Origin of the sequence: Collibacillus ludicampi (genome assembly GCF_023705585.1) — a bacterium.
Classification (GTDB): Bacteria; Bacillota; Bacilli; order Tumebacillales; family BOQE01; genus Collibacillus; species Collibacillus ludicampi.
Genome location: NZ_BOQE01000001.1, coordinates 637,157 through 653,280, shown reverse-complemented (window position 1 = coordinate 653,280; position 16,124 = coordinate 637,157). Strand labels below are relative to the sequence as shown.

At 46.6% G+C, this 16,124-nt stretch carries 14 protein-coding genes and 1 other annotated feature; of the genes, 8 read left to right on the top strand and 6 right to left on the bottom strand.

Annotated elements, in window-relative coordinates; translation table 11 throughout:
• The first annotated feature begins 65 nt into the window (after positions 1-65).
• Positions 66-301, top strand: a binding site (T-box leader).
• A 95-nt stretch (positions 302-396) separates the two neighbouring features.
• Positions 397-1,431, top strand: a complete 1,035-nt coding sequence (aroF, locus tag DNHGIG_RS03405; RefSeq protein ID WP_282198341.1) for a 3-deoxy-7-phosphoheptulonate synthase — start codon at positions 397-399, stop codon at positions 1,429-1,431.
• A gap of 84 nt (positions 1,432-1,515) precedes the next feature.
• Here aroF and DNHGIG_RS03400 read toward each other — a convergent pair whose 3' ends face one another.
• Positions 1,516-2,121, bottom strand: a complete 606-nt coding sequence (locus DNHGIG_RS03400; protein WP_282201342.1) for a YitT family protein — start codon at positions 2,119-2,121, stop codon at positions 1,516-1,518.
• Positions 2,122-2,315: 194 nt separating this feature from the next.
• Between DNHGIG_RS03400 and DNHGIG_RS03395 the strand changes: the two genes are divergently transcribed.
• From DNHGIG_RS03395 to DNHGIG_RS03380, 4 genes are all read left to right on the top strand, one after another.
• Positions 2,316-2,762: a MarR family winged helix-turn-helix transcriptional regulator gene (locus DNHGIG_RS03395; protein ID WP_282198340.1), complete on the top strand. Its 447-nt coding sequence runs from the start codon at positions 2,316-2,318 to the stop codon at positions 2,760-2,762.
• On the top strand, positions 2,759-3,562 hold the full coding sequence (locus DNHGIG_RS03390; RefSeq protein ID WP_282198339.1) for an ABC transporter ATP-binding protein: 804 nt from the start codon (positions 2,759-2,761) through the stop codon (positions 3,560-3,562). Before DNHGIG_RS03395 ends, DNHGIG_RS03390 begins: the two co-directional genes overlap by 4 nt.
• Positions 3,522-4,340, top strand: coding sequence for an ABC transporter permease (locus DNHGIG_RS03385; protein ID WP_282198338.1), 819 nt, complete (start codon positions 3,522-3,524; stop codon positions 4,338-4,340). Before DNHGIG_RS03390 ends, DNHGIG_RS03385 begins: the two co-directional genes overlap by 41 nt.
• A 104-nt stretch (positions 4,341-4,444) precedes the next feature.
• Entirely contained in the window at positions 4,445-5,659 is a 1,215-nt protein-coding gene (locus tag DNHGIG_RS03380) for a multidrug efflux MFS transporter (protein WP_282198337.1), read from the top strand.
• A 14-nt stretch (positions 5,660-5,673) separates the two neighbouring features.
• Here DNHGIG_RS03380 and DNHGIG_RS03375 read toward each other — a convergent pair whose 3' ends face one another.
• The gene (locus tag DNHGIG_RS03375; RefSeq protein WP_282198336.1) at positions 5,674-6,276 is read right to left on the bottom strand and encodes a trimeric intracellular cation channel family protein; all 603 of its coding nucleotides are present in this window, start codon (positions 6,274-6,276) and stop codon (positions 5,674-5,676) included.
• Between the two features lie 186 nt (positions 6,277-6,462).
• Here DNHGIG_RS03375 and DNHGIG_RS03370 point away from each other — a divergent pair, with 186 nt between their 5' ends.
• Positions 6,463-7,992, top strand: coding sequence for a PAS domain-containing sensor histidine kinase (locus tag DNHGIG_RS03370; protein WP_282198335.1), 1,530 nt, complete (start codon positions 6,463-6,465; stop codon positions 7,990-7,992).
• Positions 7,993-8,068: 76 nt separating this feature from the next.
• Here the strand turns inward: DNHGIG_RS03370 and DNHGIG_RS03365 are convergent, their stop codons facing one another.
• The 3 genes from DNHGIG_RS03365 to ilvD form a co-directional block, all read right to left on the bottom strand.
• A complete protein-coding gene (locus tag DNHGIG_RS03365; RefSeq protein ID WP_282198334.1) occupies positions 8,069-9,040 on the bottom strand; it encodes an asparaginase in 972 nt (323 codons plus the stop codon).
• A gap of 176 nt (positions 9,041-9,216) precedes the next feature.
• Positions 9,217-10,137 (bottom strand): DMT family transporter, encoded by a 921-nt coding sequence (locus tag DNHGIG_RS03360; RefSeq protein WP_282198333.1) that lies wholly within the window; start codon positions 10,135-10,137, stop codon positions 9,217-9,219.
• A gap of 232 nt (positions 10,138-10,369) precedes the next feature.
• The gene (gene ilvD / locus DNHGIG_RS03355; RefSeq protein WP_282198332.1) at positions 10,370-12,031 is read right to left on the bottom strand and encodes a dihydroxy-acid dehydratase; all 1,662 of its coding nucleotides are present in this window, start codon (positions 12,029-12,031) and stop codon (positions 10,370-10,372) included.
• Positions 12,032-12,422: 391 nt separating this feature from the next.
• On the opposite strand from ilvD, the gene mnmA reads away from it, so the two are divergent.
• Positions 12,423-13,559: a tRNA 2-thiouridine(34) synthase MnmA gene (gene mnmA, locus DNHGIG_RS03350; protein ID WP_282198331.1), complete on the top strand. Its 1,137-nt coding sequence runs from the start codon at positions 12,423-12,425 to the stop codon at positions 13,557-13,559.
• Positions 13,560-14,157: 598 nt separating this feature from the next.
• On the opposite strand, the gene DNHGIG_RS03345 is transcribed toward mnmA, so the two are convergent.
• A complete protein-coding gene (locus DNHGIG_RS03345; protein ID WP_282198330.1) occupies positions 14,158-15,507 on the bottom strand; it encodes a polysaccharide biosynthesis protein in 1,350 nt (449 codons plus the stop codon).
• 198 nt (positions 15,508-15,705) lie between these two features.
• Between DNHGIG_RS03345 and DNHGIG_RS03340 the strand changes: the two genes are divergently transcribed.
• Positions 15,706-15,984, top strand: coding sequence for a hypothetical protein (locus DNHGIG_RS03340; RefSeq protein ID WP_282198329.1), 279 nt, complete (start codon positions 15,706-15,708; stop codon positions 15,982-15,984).
• Positions 15,985-16,124: the final 140 nt, after the last annotated feature.

The window sequence follows — 16,124 nt, the reverse complement described above, 5'->3', positions numbered from 1 at the left end:
GCTTGCATTTTATTTTCAATCGTTATAAAATACAAACAATCTTTCACACTAAAAAGCATATATGCATAAAAGCGATGAAGAGGATCAGTAGCAGATCGCTCCCGTTGTACAGAGACCTGGTGGTTGGTGGAAACCAGGACGGCCGATCATGCGAATTACCCCTCGGAGCAGCAGGTCGAATCGCAGTAGACCCAGCCGGGAGTCTTGCCCCGTTATCAAATCAAGCCGCATGAGTCTCATGCGTGAAAGTGGGTTCTTCTGGAACCAATAAAGGTGGTACCGCGAGTTTCTCGTCCTTTAGGATGTGAAACTCTTTTTTATTGCTGCGATACACCCGCCCAAGCACTCATTTTGCCAAACCATACATCCTAACACGATAAAAGGGGAGTGGAAGCCATGATCTTGGTCATGAAATCGAACGTTACGGAGGAACAGATTCAAGCGGTCATATCGTTTCTCGAGTCCCATCACGTGCGCGTACATCTTTCAAAAGGGGAAGAACGCACGATTATCGGAATGATTGGTGACAAGAAAATCTTGAAAGAACTTCCCGTAGAAACGCTGCCAGGCGTGGAAAGATCTGTGCATGTTACACATCCGTTCAAGCTGGCAAGCCGCGATTTCCATCCGGACGACACGCGGATTCGCGTAGGAGATGTGGAAATCGGGGGCGATCAGCTTGTCGTGATCGCGGGTCCCTGTTCGGTCGAAAGCCGTGATCAATTGTTTACCGCAGCTGAAATCGTCAAAGCAGCTGGCGCTCAAATGTTGCGCGGCGGCGCATTCAAACCGCGTACATCCCCTTATTCGTTCCAGGGATTAAAAGAAGAGGGTTTGAAAATTCTTGCGGAAGCGAGAGAACGAACGGGTTTGCCCGTGGTGACAGAGCTAATGGATATCGAACATTTGCCATTATTTGAAGAGTATGTCGACGTGATTCAGCTTGGGGCACGCAATATGCAAAACTTCCCCTTATTAAAAGCGGTCGGCAAAACGCAAAAACCTGTCCTTCTGAAACGCGGGTTGTCGGCAACGATCGAGGAATGGTTAATGTCCGCTGAATATATCATGGCAGAAGGGAACCCGAACGTCATCTTATGTGAACGCGGGATCCGCACATTCGAAACCGCGACCAGGAATACGCTGGATATCAATGCGGTTCCCGTTGTCAAACATCTCAGCCATCTGCCGATCATCGTCGATCCTTCCCATGCGACAGGCGTGCGCGCCTATGTTCCGCCGGCGGCTAAAGCGGGATTGGCAGCAGGCGCGGACGGTTTGATCATGGAGATGCATCCGGATCCGTCCAAAGCGCTTTCCGATGGGGCACAATCCCTCGATCCGGAACAGTTCCATATCCTGATGCAGGAACTCAAACAATTGGCACATGCTTTAGGCAGGGGAATTGAATCAATGGTTTCGAGTCATTAACGATGCTCCGAAAGAATAAGAGCCTAATCAATGATATAAGCCGACGAAAAAAGCTGGTTGGAAATCTTGCCAACCAGCTTTTTCTCATATTTTAACGGCCAATTGATCGGGGTTTCGTTTTCTTGCTTCACCCGCAAAGAGATTCTTGAAGCGGCTGATAATCATACCGATGACAACAATACTGAGGATCGAAGCGAGTCCTCTCCACAATCCCACGCTATAAAACCCGATCGATACGACCACAAAATCAAATGCAAAATTGGTCTTCCCAGGATCCCAGCCCAGTTTACGTTGCAAATAGAGCGCTAGAATGTTCGCACCGCCGAGAGACGATTGGTTATAAAAGAGTACGATTAATCCGACCCCAATGGCGATGCCGCCTGCGATTGCGCCAACAAAGGGAGGAATCGAAATCGGATGAACCAACTTTCCAAAACCTGTAAGTATTGAAAGAGCAGTAACCGAAAAAATCGTGGAAAGGGTAAAATTCCATCCCATGCGTAAGACGGAGAGCATGTAGAAAGGGATATTGATCAAGAAGAAATTAATGAAAAACGGTACATGTAACAAATAACTGAGAGATAAAGCCAGACCAGCTGTTCCCCCTGTAACGAGATGGGAAAAATTTAGAATCATGACACCGAATGCGACCAATAGACATGCTAGTACTACGTACAAGCTGCGTATCATTTTCACGACTGCCTCCTCCGTATTCATGTGAATAAATATAACATGGAGGGGAAAGGTATGCACGAATGCGCGTTGTCGCATATATGCTTTAATGTATTAAAATAATTGGTGATTTTTTATAAAGGATCGTTATATAATGATAGTAAATCGAATTTAGATAGTGTCGCTAAATAAATATAAAAAAGAGGAACAGGATGTTGGAAAAGAAAAAATCACTCGAACAATTTTTAGTCTATTTACAAACCATCAATCGTCACCTGAGAAGAGGATCCCTTGTTCAGGGAGAAAAACAGTTGACGCGAGTACAATGGCTCATTTTGCGACATATACAGCGGAGTGACCGATGCACCATCGGGCAACTGGCAGAACATTTAAATGTTCGACCGAGCACGATGTCGCAAATGCTTGATCGGCTCGAAAAAGAGCGTTTAGTCTATCGTGTCACCGATGTAACCGATACTCGCGCGAAAATCGTTCGTTTAACGGAAGAAGGTGCCGAACTCATTCGACAGGTCGAAGCCTTGTGGATGGAAAGGCTATCTGAGCCGTTTGATCAACTGACATATGAAGAACAGACAATCTTTATCGAGTTATTGAGAAAAGTCGCGAATTACTTCTCCAAAAGCGAGGGAGAAAAATGACCGAATATACGGTGAAGGTCAAAGGATTATCGAAAAGTTTCGGAAAAGTTCATGCTGTTCAAGGTATCGATTTTTCTGTTCGCAAGGGTGAATGTTTTGGGCTGTTAGGTCCCAATGGTGCAGGCAAGTCAACCACGATTAAAATGTTAATAACACTTATACCTGCTGACGGAGGAGATGTTGAAATTTGCGGATTTCGACTCAACGAACATGCGAGCCGTATCCGCGCTTCGATCGGCTACGTCCCGCAGGCTTTGTCGGTCGATGGAACGTTAACGGGGTATGAAAATTTGCTCGTTTTCGGCAAGCTCTACGGGCTTGGGCGAGAAGAACGGGAGCGCCGCATACAGGAGATTCTTGTGATGATGGGGCTCGAAGAAGCGGCTGACCGGCCTGCGAAAACCTATTCGGGAGGAATGATTAGACGTTTGGAGATCGGCCAGGCGATCCTTCACAAACCGCAAGTATTATTTCTTGACGAACCTACCGTAGGACTGGATCCAGTAGCGCGTCGGGGAGTTTGGAATCATATCGAAGAGTTGAGACGGGAACACAAAATGACGATTTTTCTAACAACCCACTACATGGAAGAAGCAGAAGCGTTGTGTGGACGGATTGCGATTATGAGCAAAGGTCAGATTGCCGCATTGGGAACCGTTGAGCAGCTTCGTGAACAAATGGGAAACCAGCAAGCGAGTATGGATGACATCTTTGCTCATTTTGCCGGATCCTTCGAAAACCAACAAGGAGAGATTAAAGATGTTTTTCAAAGCCGTCGAACGGCGAGACGACTTGGGTAAGCGTAATAACGCCGTACTGCTTTACTCCTTGCATGTGTGGACAATCGCGGAAATTGAAATTCGGAAACTTCGTAAAGATCCTTTCGAATTGATCATGAGGGCCGTGCAACCTATACTTTGGTTGCTGGTTTTCGGTGAGGCGTTCGGTCGCTTGCGGGCGGTTCCCACCGGACATGTCAGTTACCTGGCATTTTTGACGCCCGGCATTCTCTCGCAATCGATCACTTTTATTTCGATCTTTTATGGAATAACAATCATCTGGGAGAGAGATATGGGGGTGTTGCAAAAATTCCTCTCGACTCCGATATCCCGCTCTGCTTTCATTCTGGGTAAAATGCTGGCCGCCTCCGTTCGGGCATTCGCCCAGGCGGTGATCATCTGCTTCGTAGCTATGGGAATCGGCGTTCATCTGGATTGGAAAATAGGCCATATCGTGGGTGTTATACTGACAGTGATTCTCGGTGCTGCTTTTTTTGCAGGGCTGTCGATGGTGCTCGCTTCCTTAATGCGAACGCGTGAACGAATGATGGGTATCGGCCAACTGATTACCATGCCGCTCTTTTTCTCCTCGAACGCCTTATATCCGATATCCATCATGCCCACTTGGTTAAAAGTTGTAGCCACCATGAATCCAATGAGTTATCTTGTAGACGCATTACGTGGACTTCTCCTTGATATGCCTTATCATCTCATACTGGATTGGGGAGTTCTCACAAGTGCGATTCTTGTCATGTTATTTTTAAGTACGCGTTTGTTTCGGTATCGTATGGCAAGCTAAGTGGATGGACTGTCGACCGTACAGTCCTTTCCATTGACATTTTTATTCGTGTCACTGAATATATGTTATACGAATGAAAGAATCGATGAAATGAAGGAATGGATATGCCGCTTTGGAAACGAAATCTTTATATTTGCTGGTTTGGATCGTTTATCACGACTGCCGGAATGAGTCTTGTGATACCGTTTTTGCCGTTATATATTGAAGAACTCGGTGTCCATGTGACAGAGAGTGTGGAGCAGTGGGCAGGTGTCGCCTTTGGTGCTACTTTTCTCTTAGCTGCCATCGTTTCACCGGTTTGGGGGCGGCTGGCTGATATACACGGGAGAAAACTGATGCTGATCCGTGCGAGCCTCGGAATGGCGCTTGTCATGGCTACGATGGGCCTGGTCGGAAATGTTTATGAACTGGTGGGGCTGCGTTTTCTCATGGGGGCTGTTTCAGGGTATATCTCCGCATCGATCACTCTGGTCGCCACACAAACCCCGAAGGAGCACGCCGGGTGGGCGTTAGGCACGTTATCCACCGGTCAAGTGGGCGGTACATTATTGGGGCCATTGATCGGGGGCTATCTAGCGGAAATCATCGGTATCCGTCATATCTTTTTCGTAACGGGCGGGTTTATGTTCCTCGCGTTTCTGGTCACGGTTTTTTTTGTGAAGGAAAACTTCAAGCCGATGAAGACCGCACGCTTATCGGGGCGGGAAGTATGGCAGTCCCTACCCAAGCGTCGTTTCGTCTTGGCTCTCTTTGTTACCTCGTTTATGTTGCAACTGGCCAATTTGTCGATCGAACCGATCATCACCGTCTATGTGAAACAACTGCTTCATGATACGTCACATGTAGCGTTCATCTCCGGTGTCGTGGTGGCCACCTCCGGTTTTGCGAATGTCTTTGCCGCTCCCCGTTTGGGAAAACTGGCGGACCGCATCGGCCCGCAAAAGGTATTGGTTGCAGCATTGACTGTAGCCGCGATCGTCTTCATTCCGCAAGCCTATGTTCAAAATCCTTGGCAACTCATGGCTCTCCGTTTTGTTCTCGGCGTAGCGGCCGCTGGCTTGCTTCCGTCTGTGAACGCCTTGATGAAGAGGATGATACCGGACTCCCTCGCCGGAAGGGTGTTTGGATACAACCAGTCCGCTCAGTATATGGGCAATATTGCGGGGCCTATCTTGGGAGGGCAGATGGCTGCACACGCGGGGATCCACTACGTGTTTTTTTCAACAAGCGCCCTCCTTTTCTTCAATGCCCTATGGGTCTATTACAATGGGAAAACGAGTGAGTGGGTGGGCCTTGGTCGAACGATCAAGCAAAAATAAACCCTGAAAAGCATTCAACGTGACAAGGCCCGTCGGGGTAAGTTCCATTTGAAAATGATGGAAAGCAATCGCAACAACACGACGATGACGAAAAGCAGATACGTGTGCCATGCATTTTGCACCAGATCAAGGCCGATCACAAGTCCTACGAAAATGGCCCATACCGCATAGATTTCATCTCTCAAAACGAGCGGCTTTCTCCCGGCCAAGAGGTCGCGGATCAGACCCCCACCGATCCCCGTCATAACGGCTGCAATAATGACGGCACTGATCGAATGGTGCATGGAGTGGGCATAAGAAGCCCCCTGTATAGCAAAAGCGGACAAACCGATCGCATCGAAAAAGTTAAGCCACCGTTTCCAGCGATGTATCAGAGATCCGGGAGAACAGAACACGATGGTCATTGATAAGAGAGCAATGGTAAATAAAGTCGATTGATTCCAAATATTTGTTACGGGTACACCGATTAGCAAATTGCGAATGATGCCTCCGCCGAAAGCTGTTGCGAATCCCAAAACATACACGCCAAGAATATCATATTCTTCTTCCATTGCCACGATCGCACCGGAAAGAGCAAATGCGATCGTGCCAATGATATTGAAAACGTCCCAAGTCAACGTCATTCACCCTAGACTATTATAAGGAAATGGCTCGTGATCGTCTAACATTTTTCAATCCCTTTTACGAAAAATGTATGGGAATGTGAACGATAGATATTGGGGAAATGTAAAAAAACTGCTACTATTATAAGTAGGATTAATAGGGGTTATGTAAACGCATGAAAACAAAAGAGGTTAAGAGGAATGAGTACAAGGGATACAGAAGGGCGTAGATTTCGAGTTCAGAGTTTAAAAGAATATCTTCAAAAACAGAAACAGATCGAACAACAATTGAGAGAAAGCGAAGAATGCTACCGTAATTTACTTGAGTTTTCTCCTGAACCGATAGCTGTTCACCAAAAGGGAAGAGTCGTTTACATAAACCCTGCCGGTTTACGATTAATGGGATCCGATTCCAAGGAGGAGATCATCGGCAGACCGATTTTAGATTTTGTTCATCCGGGTTATCGGGATGTTGTTGCCGAACGAGTGAGGAAAATCGAAAAAAATGAAACGGTTGAAATTCTTGAAGAGAAATTGATACGCTCGGACGGACAGGTGATCGATATTGAAGTTTTACCGGTACGCATCACCTACATGGGAGAACCGGCTGTTCTGCTGATCTGCAGGGATATTACGGAAAGGAAACGGGTGGAACAAGCGCTGCGTGAAAGGGATGCCAATTACCGTATCATAGAACAGCACATGACAGATTTGATCGGTGTTCTCGATATTCATGGTATCGTTACATATATCTCACCCTCCTATCAAACGATTCTTGGAGATCCTCCAGAATACTGTATGGGTAAGTTCTTGTTTGAAAAGGTTCATCCGGAAGACCTCCCGCGAGCTAAGAGGTTATTTCATGAAATGATTCGCACGAAAACGCCGCGTCAAGCTGAACTTCGGTACAAACATGCGGACGGACATTGGATCACTATGGAAGCCAACGGTGCTCCTGTCATCGAGGAAAATGGAGAAGTTTCAAAGATCGTATTTGTGGCGCGAGATATTACAGAGCGAAAGCGTACAGAGGAACTGTTGCGCAAGGCGGATAAACTCTCCCTTGTTGGCGAATTGGCTGCGGGAGTCGCGCATGAGATCCGTAATCCGTTGACAGCCCTAAAAGGTTTTGTTCAATTGTTACAGGCGAAAGCAGAAAATCATCCGGACTACAAACCGGAGTATTTCGAAATCATGTTATCCGAACTCGACCGTATTCACTTTATCGTCAATGAATTTATGCTGCTTGCAAAACCGCAGGTTTCAAATTTTCAACCGAAAGACATTCGAATTTTGATGCAACATGTCGTTGCCCTGTTGACAACGCAAGCGATTATGAATGATGTCCAAATACGGACGGAATTTGAAAGTGATATCCCTTTGGTCACGTGTGAAGAAAATCAATTAAAACAAGTTTTTGTTAATATTCTGAAGAATGCAATTGAAGCGATGCCTAATGGCGGAGATTTGATGATTCAAATGAAAATGTACAGCTCGGAAAAGGTACTGATCCGCTTTGTCGATCAGGGGTGCGGGATTCCGGAAGAACTGATTCCCAAACTCGGGAATCCGTTTTTCACCACGAAAGAACAGGGTACAGGCTTGGGATTAATGGTTTGCTATAAAATCATTGAAACACATCAAGGGTGTATTCACATCAGCAGTGAAAAAGATAAGGGGACGACCGTTGACATTATTCTGCCCGTGCACGTAAGGGAAGTTAGGGAATAAGTCGGGAGGGTACACCCTCCCGTAAAATTTTTCTTTCGGGAACTGCTCATTCGGCTGGAGTCAGTCCGCTGTTTTTTCACTGAAACAATTCCTTCAACTCATCAGATGTAGCTCTCTTACGATTTCCCAGATAGATCATTAATTTGAGCCGCGCCTTATGGGCAGGATATCCGTTGGTGTAAATGACGCCGCGTTTATGGAGGTCTTGCCCTCCGCCAAGATATCCGTAAACGGGAGCTGTTGCTCCTTCGGGGGATCGGCTGGTCATCACGACAGGTATTCCTTGAGCGATGGCCCGTTCGATTCCTTCGGTCATTTTGGGCGTTACGTGGCCGAGTCCAACTCCTTCGATCACGATCGCTTGATATCCAGCGCCAATCATGCAGTCGATCAGATCGGCATCCATATCGAACGCAGTCTTCACCAAGCCGACTTTGGCAAACTTCCCTGCAAATGCGAGAGAATCTCTCTTCCATGTTTCAAACACAAAATGTACCCCGTCTTTACGTACGAAACCAACAGGTCCGATTTCCGGGGAACGGAATGTGTCAACTGCGGAAGTATGTACTTTCTGTACATATCGGGCTGCATGGATTTCGCCGTTCAACACGACGAGGACACCCTTGCCTGCCGACTCTTCATGTGACGCGACACGTACGGCGGAAAGTAAGTTATAGGGACCGTCGCTGCTGATTTCATTGGATGAACGCATCGCACCAGTAAAGACAACGGGGATCTGTTCAGTCATTGCAAACGTAAGATCGATAAAATAAGCGGTTTCTTCGAGAAGATCCGTTCCGTGTGTAATGACGAATCCATCATAACGGGAGGATTCTCGCTGCAAAATCGTAAGCAGTTCTGTATAATCCTGTGTATCCAAATGAACGCTGGGTTTGTTTCGAAAGGAGTAAAACGTGACGTCAGCAGTCGAGTGCAAAAGCCGTTGCCAATTGAGAAGGACATTTTTCTCTTGTACTTGAACCGTTCCTCGTTCGTCCTCAGCCATGGCGATCGTACCGCCCGTCGTAATCACTAATATTTTCTTCATACTGTATACCTGCCTTCTTTTATGAGTAAAATTCACGTCTATAATACCTCATGAAACCCATTCCATCCCATGAGTATTAAAAAGGTTCCTTCCAAAACAACATTTTATTTATTCCAAAACGATAAAAAAACAGCGCAACCGATCCTTGAGCCGGTTGCGCATACGAATTCGTTAACTTAACGCTTGGATTGACTCAACGGATGAACCATTGGCAGACTGTTCGATTTATGCTTGAGTGACTGAAGCTTTAAAGTGGCGAGAATCACTCCGAGTACGATGAGCGTGCCTCCGATGATTTGCGAACGAGTGACTGGAACCCCCAACGTGATATATCCGATAATCATGGCAACGAACGGTTGCAGATTGAGTAAAATGGAAGCTTTGGAAGCCCCGATGATCGTGATTCCTTTGTTCCACAATAACCCACCCACGCCTTGGGACAAAATACCGGACAAAGCGGCGAGAATCCAAGGCCACACGGAATGTGCGAGCAAAGGATGTTGATCATTGACATGAACAAAAGGTACGAACATGCAGGCCCCGAAAACGGTGGAATATACCGTTGTGGGTATCGACTCCAATGTCTGTGTGAGTTTACGGATCAAGATCAAGCTGATCGCAAACGTGAGCATCGCACCCCCAGCCAATACATCGCCCAATCCTATGGCAACTTGTTGTTTGCCAAAGGCAACGAGCATATAAACGCCGATCACAGCGATGATGGAACCAAGGATCATACGAATCGTGAGAGGTTCACGAAGGAAGAAATAGGCGAGAATGCTAGTGGCGATAGGAGCTAGAGACATGATCAGAGCGGCTTCTGTCGCACTCGTATAGGTCAATGATTGAAAGAAAAACGTCTGGTTGAGCATTGTCCCTATCAATCCGATAAGAATGAGATAGATCCATTCTCGATTATTAATGCGTACCAATCGATGTGTGAAGTAAGCAAAGCCGAGCAGGAACGAAGATGTGAACAGAATTCGGATCGCCGCCAGAGCGAGGGGATGGAATTGACCGACGAGCCAACTGCCGACGACAAAATTGCTCCCCCAGATAAAAACGGGGATCAAAAGCAGCAAATACGCGGATGTCATAGTGATCCTCCCGATATGGAATGGCTGCATTCAGTTTACTTCGTTATCGATAGAGGAGCAATCTTGAAAAACGTTCGATTCGCGAAAGATATCCGAAAAAAAAGGGCTTTCAAGCTTTTCTTGCTTACAGATTCGAGGTTTTGCTACGAGGGGTTTTGTTGTCGCAAACGTTAAAAAAGGATAGACTGTTCCTTTCGTTCAGTCTATCCTATACAAGGTTCCAAAGAGATTTTTAAACTTTCAGGACAGCCCCTGTATTCGCAGAAGTGACTAATTTTGCGTAACGGGAAAGCCAGCCTGTTTTTACTTTCAGTTCTGGTTGTTTCCAGTTGGCTTTACGGCGTTCCAATTCTTCATCATCCAATTGAACCTCCAGGAGGCGTTCTTCCACGTCGATTACGACAATATCACCGTCCTGCAGCAAACCGATGGGACCGCCAGCTGCCGCCTCCGGTGAGATATGACCGACGCTGATCCCGCGGGTGGCACCTGAAAAACGGCCATCGGTTATCAAAGCGACTTCTGCTCCAAGTCCCATTCCAGTGATCGCCGAAGTGGGAGCCAACATTTCCGGCATTCCGGGACCACCTTTCGGTCCTTCGTAGCGGATGACCACGACATGGCCGGGTTTCACTTTCCCGCTCATGATTCCATCATACGCTTCATCTTGAGAGTCAAAGATGATACATGGACCTTCGAAGCGTTTGACTTCCGTTGCACCGCTCTTGATAACGGCGCCGTCGGGAGCGAGATTTCCGGTGAGAACGCGCAGACCGCCTTCATGAGTATAAGGATTTTCAATCGTTCTGATCACTTTCGGATCCTTAATCTCCGCATCGGCAATATTCTCTCCAAGCGTTTTTCCCGTAACCGTCATGCAGTCGAGATTCAAGACACCTTCCTTGCGACTCAGTTCCTTAAGGATCGCGCTGATCCCGCCGGCGCGATGCACATCTTCCATATGCCATTTGGAAGCAGGGCTTACCTTACAGAGATAGGGAACGCGACGCGAGATTTCATCGATACGGGACATGGGGTATTCAATCCCTGCTTCACGAGCGATTGCGAGCGTGTGCAAAACGGTGTTCGTCGATCCGCCCATCGCCATATCGAGCGCGAACGCATTGTCCAGCGCTTCCATCGTAACGATATCACGGGGTTTGAGATCGATCTCAATCAGATGTTTCAATGCTTGTACCGCTTTTTTAATCAGTTCTTTTCTTTCCTCAGAAGTTGCCAGAATCGAACCGTTGCCGGGCAATGCGATCCCGAGCGCTTCGCTGAGACAATTCATAGAGTTCGCTGTGAACATCCCCGAACAGGATCCGCAGGAGGGGCAACCGTGATCTTCAATATCTTTCAGTTCCTCTAAAGAGATTTTGCCCGCTTGATAAGCGCCAACGCCTTCAAACACGGAAACGAGGTCGACGACTTCTCCTTTGCTCGTTTTTCCCGCGGCCATCGGTCCACCGGAAATGAAGACGGTTGGGATGTTCACGCGCATGGCGCCCATCATCATACCGGGAGTGATTTTGTCACAGTTCGGGATGCAGATTAAGCCGTCAAACCAATGGGCTTGTGCGACTGTTTCCAAGCAGTCTGCGATCAGCTCGCGGCTGGGCAGGGAATAGCGCATGCCGATGTGTCCCATTGCGATCCCGTCGTCGACACCAATGGTATTAAATTCAAACGGGATCATGCCCGCTTCTCGAACGGCTTCTTTTACTAATTTCCCAAATTCCTGAAGATGAATATGCCCGGGTATAATTTCAACAAATGAATTACAAATTCCGATAAACGGTTTGTCGAAATCTTCGTCACGCAAACCTGTTGCTTTTAAAAGGCTGCGGTGAGGTGCTTTATCAATCCCTTTTTTAATCATGTCACTGCGCATAACTCTTTTCTCCTTTTTGCAAACTACATGGAACTTAAACGATGTAGGTTATTTTTATAAATGGTAGCATGTATATGACAGAAATGAAAGATAATTCGGTTAGGAAAATTTCTGAATCGCTTCAAATGCCGTTAAAAATACACCTTGATTACGTTCATTTCCTGCGTCTTTCATGATCTGTTGAAGTGAAGGGAATGATAGTATAGAATTACTTATTACACGCTTACTGCTTATAACATCGATGCGTGGGGATAAAATTTGGTTCTCGGATTCAATGAAGACAAGGTACGGAACGATCGGGAACCTTCTTGCCATGAAGAGAAACACCTATTCAAAAACTATGGGTTCTTATAAATGAATAGAGACGCAAGAAAGGAAGGGGATTACGCAGATGAACAAAAGGCCGGAAGAAACTCGTGTTGTCGTAGGAATGTCCGGCGGCGTAGATTCTTCTGTAACCGCATTGTTATTGAAACGACAAGGATATGACGTAATCGGCGTTTTTATGAAAAACTGGGATGACACCGATGAGTTCGGACATTGCACAGCTACTGATGATTTCAATGATGTGCGCAAAGTTTGCGAACAGATCGGCATCCCGTATTATTCGGTGAATTTTGAGAAGGAATATATGGAGAAAGTATTCACCTATTTTCTCGATGAATATAAAAAAGGCCGCACTCCAAACCCCGACGTGTTGTGCAATCGAGAGATCAAATTCAAAGAATTTCTTGATGCAGCATTGGGCCTCGGAGCCGATTATGTAGCGACCGGCCATTACGCACGGATTGATTTTGTCGATGGGGAATACCGCTTGCTGCGCGGACTCGATCCTAACAAAGACCAATCGTATTTCTTGAGTCAATTGAGTCAGTATCAACTGTCCAAATCGATGTTCCCTCTGGGTCACTTAACCAAATCGCAAGTGAGGGAAATCGCTGCGGAAGCGGGTTTGGCAACGGCAAAAAAGAAAGACAGTACGGGCATCTGTTTTATCGGTGAAAAGAATTTCAAGGAATTTCTCAAAAATTACTTACCGGCCAAACCGGGTGAGATGAGAACGCTCTCGGGCGAATACAAAGGAAGACACGAAGGTCTCATGTATTATACGATCGGACAAAGGCACGGATTGGGAATCGGAGGTTCCGGTACAGGTGAACCATGGTTTGTGGTAGGAAAGGACGTGGAAAAAAACATCCTCTACGTAGAGCAAGGAGCCGAACATCCCAGCCTTTATTCACAAGGCTTATTCGCTTCAGACGTCCATTGGGTCAGCGAACGGGAAAAACCGTCCACGTTTACCTGTACGGCGAAGTTTCGTTATCGCCAGCCGGATCAAGAGGTAACGGTGCACTTGAAATCCGGGAATACGTGTGACGTGATTTTTGCCAAACCGCAAAAGGCGATCACCCCGGGACAGGCGGTCGTTTTCTACCAGGGGGAAGTGTGTCTGGGGAGCGGTATGATCGATCGGGTGTACAAAGATGTGACGGCAGGTCGGATGGAGGAAATGGTGTTAAGGTCATAAGAAGACAACGGTCGCTAGGCTTGGATCTACTTTGAGAAATAGTGCTTGGGTAGGTGTATCGCTTTGCGCTTGGGTTCGATGAAGGTCGTTCCGCTCGGATTCTTACCAGACTTTGCGGAACGACCTTCAACTCACCTCTGCGCTGCAAAGCGATACAACCCACCCAAAAGCTACTCAGTTTCTTGTGGCAACCACAGAAGTATACAAGAAAGCTAACTATGCATCAAGCCGCGCCCTCAGAGGATGAAAAGTGTCTTTTGGTGGGCGTAATGCTTTGCGTGAGACAGCGACTTTGGAGATCGTCTCGCTTCCATTGGAATGTTAAAGGAGCATATGCTTGGCGTGAAACAGCGACTTTGGAGGTCGTCTCGCAACAACTAAACTTATTCCAAGCGAGACGACCTCCACGGAGCATGAACGCCAAGCATATGCCCGCAATGACGACCTTCACGGAGCGCGAACGCAAAGCATACGCCCGCCAAACTACAGATTTTCAAGAAAGTATTCATCCTCTGATTATGCCAATTAAGCGGCATGAGTGAAATTGCCTCCTTGCTAAGAAATTTTTATCCTCATCGAAAATATCCCTGTACAGATATCACATTCTCTTCGAGTCATACCTGATCATGATCAAACGGCGGACGGCACTTGCATGTAAACAAGTGATCAAAACGTTTGCCACGTTGAATGCCCAAAGGACTCCATAGATTCCGAGTGATGGGCGCGATCCCCAGAGTATGATCAGAATCAGGCGGACGAAATCCCCGATGATCGAATGAACCAAGACGAGCCCTGAACGTTGCAATCCCTGAAGTACACTGGCAAGAGGCCATTGCATACAAACAAAAAACAAAAAAGGGGCGATGTGCATCAAAAGGATTCCTGCTTCAGGTGTGTCGTACAGAATACGGGTGAGCGGGGTTGCAAACAGCATCAAGCAACTCGAATAAGCAAGCGAAAATGCCGCCACGATGCGAATGATCCGCCATAGATGGCGTTTGACCAACAAATGCTGCCCGCTCGCAAGCATTTCTGTTACGGACGCAATGAGCGTCATTCCGAGCGAATCGCTAAAAACGGTCGCAAAGAAAAAGACGGGAATGACGACGCCGGTATAGAGACCGAACAAAGCCGTTGCCTGTGAGGGCATACATCCCGCATTTTGCAGGCTGTCCGGAATCAATGATGCCTCGAAAGTATACATGAGGACGCTTGCAACAGAATTGCCCGTCATAGGGAGGGATAGCTCAGATAACTGAATAAATGTTTGCAGCCATCTAAAAGTCATTAATCTCTTATTTCCCTTGGTCTTCCATAACATAGACTTGCTGAAACTGTACGCTAGATAGATACAGCCTGCTAATTCACTGATGACAAGGCTCAGTGCTCCTTCAATCGCTCCGGTGATCACATGATTCGGCTTATCCACATGAAAACAAAAGAAGGTGAATAGGATGCGTGCAATCTGTTCCAATACAGAAGCGATGGCTGGCGGGCGAAAGAGTTGCGAGCCGTAAAAATAACCGCGCAGAATAGCGGTCCACCCGGTTAAGAGAAGAACAGGAAGCATGACAAGAAATGGGCGGATCGCCCTCTGATCATGAAAGAACATGGGCAGAAGCCAATCCCGCATGACGTATACCGCGAATACAGTGCATATAGCAAAGAAGGTGGAAGAGAAGAAAGAAACCAGCAAAATCCGCTGGATTCTCGCACGGTCGATTGTCACATGCGCTTCTGCGATCAATTTGGAAATGGCTGTTGGAAAACCTGCTGAAATACATGTCGCTAATAAGGAAAGTAAGGGGAGGCTCATCTGGAGAAGACCGAGTGATTCCGCTCCTGCGTGGCGAATCATCATCGATTGAAAAAAGAGCCCGAGCGTTCGGTTCACGATATCGGAAGTTGTTAGTAGAATCGTTCCGCGCAGAAACGTCAGGTTCTTCATTGAATACTCCTTTTTTCACGAACTCTGCTATCATATAATCCTTGTATGAACTCTATGATGAAATCAAGTTTTCGATGCTATAGATATAGAGAATATGGTTTTTGAGTTGACTGATTTATAATAATTGAGGTACATTAAAACAGAAAGGAATAAAAAGAATATTATAACTCTTGTAGATTCCGAAGGGGGGGAGACAGAATGAAGATCAAAGGCAAGATCGTACGCAAAAGGCCTTATTTTGATCATGAAGATGGAAGCATTAATTGCATTACATTTCTGGAAGTTGAGAATTCCATAATCATCAATGGCGAGTCGATTAAAATCATCCCGATTTTATGCACCGATTCCACGATGACGAAGGCTGTCGGTGAAAACATCGAGGTTGAAGGTGAAATCGAATACAAACGCATTTTCACTTCTTCCGGTAAACGTTGCTTGTCTCCCATTCCAACTCTTCGTTCAACTGCTTGTTGTTAAAGCGTTTTCCAAAAAGGAAGACATGACTCCAAGAAAAAATCGTATTTGTAAAGGGGAACCTGGTTAAGGGAACCCCTTTTTTATATTATCCTGATAAAAGATTGACACGGTGGTGATTCAATGGACACACCGCCATCATT

Bases quoted from the DNA above. Each gene is read 5' to 3' on its own strand.
- aroF (WP_282198341.1), top strand. From the start codon at position 397: ATGATCTTGGTCATGAAATCGAACGTTACGGAGGAACAGATTCAAGCG.
- DNHGIG_RS03400 (WP_282201342.1), bottom strand. From the start codon at position 2,121: ATGATACGCAGCTTGTACGTAGTACTAGCATGTCTATTGGTCGCATTC.
- DNHGIG_RS03395 (WP_282198340.1), top strand. From the start codon at position 2,316: ATGTTGGAAAAGAAAAAATCACTCGAACAATTTTTAGTCTATTTACAA.
- DNHGIG_RS03390 (WP_282198339.1), top strand. From the start codon at position 2,759: ATGACCGAATATACGGTGAAGGTCAAAGGATTATCGAAAAGTTTCGGA.
- DNHGIG_RS03385 (WP_282198338.1), top strand. From the start codon at position 3,522: ATGTTTTTCAAAGCCGTCGAACGGCGAGACGACTTGGGTAAGCGTAAT.
- DNHGIG_RS03380 (WP_282198337.1), top strand. From the start codon at position 4,445: ATGCCGCTTTGGAAACGAAATCTTTATATTTGCTGGTTTGGATCGTTT.
- DNHGIG_RS03370 (WP_282198335.1), top strand. From the start codon at position 6,463: ATGAGTACAAGGGATACAGAAGGGCGTAGATTTCGAGTTCAGAGTTTA.
- DNHGIG_RS03365 (WP_282198334.1), bottom strand. From the start codon at position 9,040: ATGAAGAAAATATTAGTGATTACGACGGGCGGTACGATCGCCATGGCT.
- DNHGIG_RS03360 (WP_282198333.1), bottom strand. From the start codon at position 10,137: ATGACATCCGCGTATTTGCTGCTTTTGATCCCCGTTTTTATCTGGGGG.
- ilvD (WP_282198332.1), bottom strand. From the start codon at position 12,031: ATGCGCAGTGACATGATTAAAAAAGGGATTGATAAAGCACCTCACCGC.
- mnmA (WP_282198331.1), top strand. From the start codon at position 12,423: ATGAACAAAAGGCCGGAAGAAACTCGTGTTGTCGTAGGAATGTCCGGC.
- DNHGIG_RS03345 (WP_282198330.1), bottom strand. From the start codon at position 15,507: ATGAAGAACCTGACGTTTCTGCGCGGAACGATTCTACTAACAACTTCC.
- DNHGIG_RS03340 (WP_282198329.1), top strand. From the start codon at position 15,706: ATGAAGATCAAAGGCAAGATCGTACGCAAAAGGCCTTATTTTGATCAT.